The sequence below is a fragment of the Aestuariivirga sp. genome, assembly GCF_044238155.1.
GTDB lineage: Bacteria > Pseudomonadota > Alphaproteobacteria > Rhizobiales > Aestuariivirgaceae > Aestuariivirga.
The window spans coordinates 1-3643 of record NZ_JBIIDX010000219.1; the positions used below are offsets into that span (position 1 = coordinate 1).

At 58.3% G+C, this 3643-nt stretch carries 3 protein-coding genes and 1 pseudogene; 3 read left to right on the forward strand and 1 reads right to left on the reverse strand.

Features of this window, described 5'->3' with window-relative positions; translation table 11 throughout:
* A pseudogene (locus tag ACILRN_RS16155) lies at positions 1–312 on the reverse strand (2-octaprenyl-6-methoxyphenyl hydroxylase); the annotation flags it as partial.
* Between the two features lie 230 nt (positions 313–542).
* On the opposite strand from ACILRN_RS16155, the gene ACILRN_RS16160 reads away from it, so the two are divergent.
* The 3 genes from ACILRN_RS16160 to ACILRN_RS16170 form a co-directional block, all read left to right on the forward strand.
* Positions 543–881 carry a P-II family nitrogen regulator gene (locus ACILRN_RS16160; RefSeq protein ID WP_395689991.1) on the forward strand — a complete coding sequence of 113 codons (339 nt, stop codon included), beginning with the start codon at positions 543–545 and terminating at the stop codon, positions 879–881.
* A 25-nt stretch (positions 882–906) separates the two neighbouring features.
* Entirely contained in the window at positions 907–2445 is a 1539-nt protein-coding gene (locus ACILRN_RS16165; protein WP_395689992.1) for an ammonium transporter, read from the forward strand.
* A 144-nt stretch (positions 2446–2589) separates the two neighbouring features.
* Positions 2590–3643: DNA translocase FtsK 4TM domain-containing protein (locus ACILRN_RS16170; RefSeq protein WP_395689993.1), on the forward strand; the 1054-nt coding region annotated here is incomplete at its 3' end.

The following is a 3643-nucleotide window of genomic DNA, read 5'->3' on the forward strand; positions in this document are numbered from 1 at the left end:
TTCGCCAAACTCCAGAAGCACTGGACGAGGTGAACCGGGCGTGGCGCTGTCGGTCACTATGATTTCGGTCATGGCCTGGGCACGATCGGCCACCAACTGCCATATGCCGAGCGCCTCGAACATGCGCCGTGCAGCGGTGCTGATAGCTGAGGCCCGCCCGTCGAAGGCACTGCTCGCAAAGGCCCTTGGGTCGCGCTGGTCGATCACAGCCACGCGCAGCGGCCGCCGAACCTGTGGGCCGGCAAGGGCCAGTGCCGCCGCAAGCCCGTTCAGCGCCGCTCCAATCACAATGATGTCGTAAGACTTGGACATGGCGCTTGTTAACGCTATTTGCGGCCAAAGGGACAGGTGATCGAAGGTCGCGGAGAAGAAAGACTAATATTTAGGCATAAACTTCCACATGGCAAAAAACTGCCAAATATATAGGCACCCCTTTTCTGTCTTAAAATATATTCTCTCTATATAACATATACTTAGATGTCAAAGCCCAGTTGGCATGATTCTTGTGAATCAAACGAAATCCAACATATGGGGGTGCGTGAATGAAATTCGTCATAGCTGTCATCAAGCCATTCAAGCTCGAAGAAGTGCGTGAAGCACTTGGTGCGCTGGGCATCCAGGGAATTACGGTGACGGAAGTTCGTGGCCATGGCCGCCAGCGGGGTCACACCGAATTCTATCGTGGTGCAGAGTATACCGTAAGTTTCGTGCCCAAGGTGAAAATCGAACTCGCAGTGGACGAGCACCTTGCCGACAAGGTGGTTGAAGCCATCCAGTCCTCCGGCCAGACCGGTCAGATCGGAGATGGCAAGATCTTCGTGCTGCCGCTCGAACAGGCCGTTCGCATCCGCACCGGCGAGACCGGTCATGCTGCGCTCTAACATCATGCCTACAGGAAACAATCAGATGACGCTCACGCACATTCTGCGCAGGCCCGCCCTTCTGGGGGCATGCAGCCTTGCTCTCATTACATCCTTTGTCTCGACTGCTCAGGCGGCAGCCACCGTCAATAAGGGCGATACGACCTGGATGCTTGTCGCCACCTGCTTCGTGGTGCTGATGACCATCCCCGGGCTGGCCCTGTTCTATGGCGGCCTGGTGCGGGCCAAGAACGTACTCTCCGTTCTCATGCAGGTCCTTGTCATTTTCTCGGTGATGTCGATCCTCTGGGTGATCTACGGTTACTCGCTTGCCTTCACCAGCAACGCCAGCGGTGCGCTCAATCCTTTCATAGGCGGGTTCTCGAAATTCTTCCTGGCAGGTGTATCTCCGGCATCGGAAATCGGCACCTTTTCCAAGGAAACCAACATTCCAGAACTCGCATTCGTGATCTTTCAGATGACATTTGCCTGCATCACGCCGGCACTGATCGTCGGGGCCTATGCCGAGCGCATGAAATTCTCGGCGGTGCTGCTGTTCATGGTTCTGTGGTTTACATTTGCCTATCTGCCCATGGCGCACATGGTTTGGTTCTGGGCTGGTCCTGACGCCTACACACTCTCTGCCGATAATCTGGCTGTCGTTTCTGGGTTGGTTGGAGAAGACAAGGCCAGACAGTTGCTTGATGCTCTTTCTGCCGCGACCACTGACGAAGCGAAAGCGGGGATCCTTGGAGAATATGGTGCCTTGGTCAATGCCACCAATGGATATCTGTTCAACTTGGGCGCCATCGACTTCGCAGGAGGTACCGTTGTGCACATCAATGCCGGGGTTGCCGGTCTGGTCTGTGCCTATGTGCTCGGTAAGCGCGTTGGTTTCGGTCGCGACCCTATCACGCCCCATAACCTGACTTTCGTGCTGACGGGAGCCGGTTTGCTGCTGTTTGGCTGGTATGGGTTCAACGGTGGATCGAGTCTGGAGGCCAATGGTCTCACGGCTCTGGTGATTCTCAACACGACGATAGCTGCAGCAGCTGCCGCCCTCGCCTGGACGGCCGGTGAATGGTTCTTTCGCGGTCATCCCAGCCTGCTGGGCGCTGCCTCTGGCGTGGTGGCGGGTCTCGTGGCCATAACCCCTGCCTGCGGCTGGGTCGGACCGGGAGGTGCAATCATCATTGGCCTGGTCGCTGGCTTCGTCTGTCTCTGGGCGGTGGTCACGCTCAAGACGAAACTGGGTTACGACGACTCCCTCGACGTCTTCGGCGTTCATGGAGTGGGCGGCATCGTTGGTGCACTGCTGACCGGCATCTTCGTCAATCCGGCCCTGGGTGGCATGGGCGTGGTCGACTACCTCGCCGCAGACACTTCAGTGGGTGTGGTCCCCTATTCCTTCAGCGCCCAGATGTATGCACAGATCATGGCTGTGGTCATCGCTGTGGTCTGGACTGCGATTGTCTCCTATGTCGCGCTGATGATCTGCAAGCTCGTGCTCGGCCTGCGTGTGAAGGAGCAGGAGGAAAGGGAGGGCCTCGACCTCGTCGACCACGGAGAACGAGCCTACAACTAGTCATAGCCAGGCAGCTATCAAGACAACCGGCGGTCAGATCCCGCCGGTTGTTCGTGTTTCTAAACCAGCCCTTAACCGACCCTCGCCAAAATGGTCTTAACGATGTGTTACGGCCGGGACGGGATGTTCCGGTGGGGGCTTGTGATGGCGTATCAACCAACCTACGACACCGACGACAGTGCAGTCCCACAGGCAGTCCGTGTCTTCTTCAAGAACCGGTTGTTTGAAGTTGCTGGCATTGGCCTGTTTGTTCTGCTCATCACCCTTGGTCTTGCGCTCGCCTCCTGGTCGATGGATGATCCATCCCTCAATCACGCACTTGATCGTGCCGCCAGCAACTGGCTTGGGTACCCCGGGGCGGTCGTGGCTGACGAATTGATGCAGTTCCTCGGTCTCGGTGTCCTGCCTCTATTCATGATTCCCGTTCGATGGGCGGTACAACTCATCGGGCACGAAGGTGTCGAGCGTCCACTGCGCCGCATCCTCGCCTGGCTTGGGTGCACGGTTGCGGTCAGCGCTCTCTTGTCCTCCATACCCACCGCTCCAGGCTGGCCACTGATTTCAGGTCTTGGCGGCAATGCGGGCGACGTCATGCACAACCTCATCATGGTGGCGGCGTCGCCGGCACTGCCACCTGCTGCCGCGATGCTGCTCGCCAGTGTTGTCTCTCTGGGCTGCGCCATGGGCTTTGGTTTGAGTGCTCTTGACCTGTCCCGGTCGGCGGCAGCGGAGGGTGTTACTGCTGCCTCCGGACGAGGCCGAAAGATGGCAGCATTTGCGACCGGCTGCCTGGAGACTGCCCTTTCCTCCGTCGCGTCACAGTGGCGTGATTTGCGAAGGGGTGACCAAGACTTGGAAATGCCAGCGGATGAAGACGATATCATCCGCCGCCTCGCCCCACAGCCTCCTGCTGGAATGCACCGTGGCCAGGCCCCGCATCTTCGCGTTGAACCGATTCTTGCCTCGGTCACGCGGCGTCCTGTCGATCCGCCAGACGAGTCTGAGGACTGGGAGGAGGATCTGACTGGCGTAGACGAAGATGACCCCGATCCCGGCTTGGCAGATGAGCGCACGTCGGAGGAATTTGAAACTCCGGCACCGCGTGTCGCCCGCAGAAACAAGCCACTGAAGCCCAGCAAGCGGCTGAAGAAGGACCTGCAACCTGGGCTGGCGTTCAGTCGTGGTGACATCTACGACC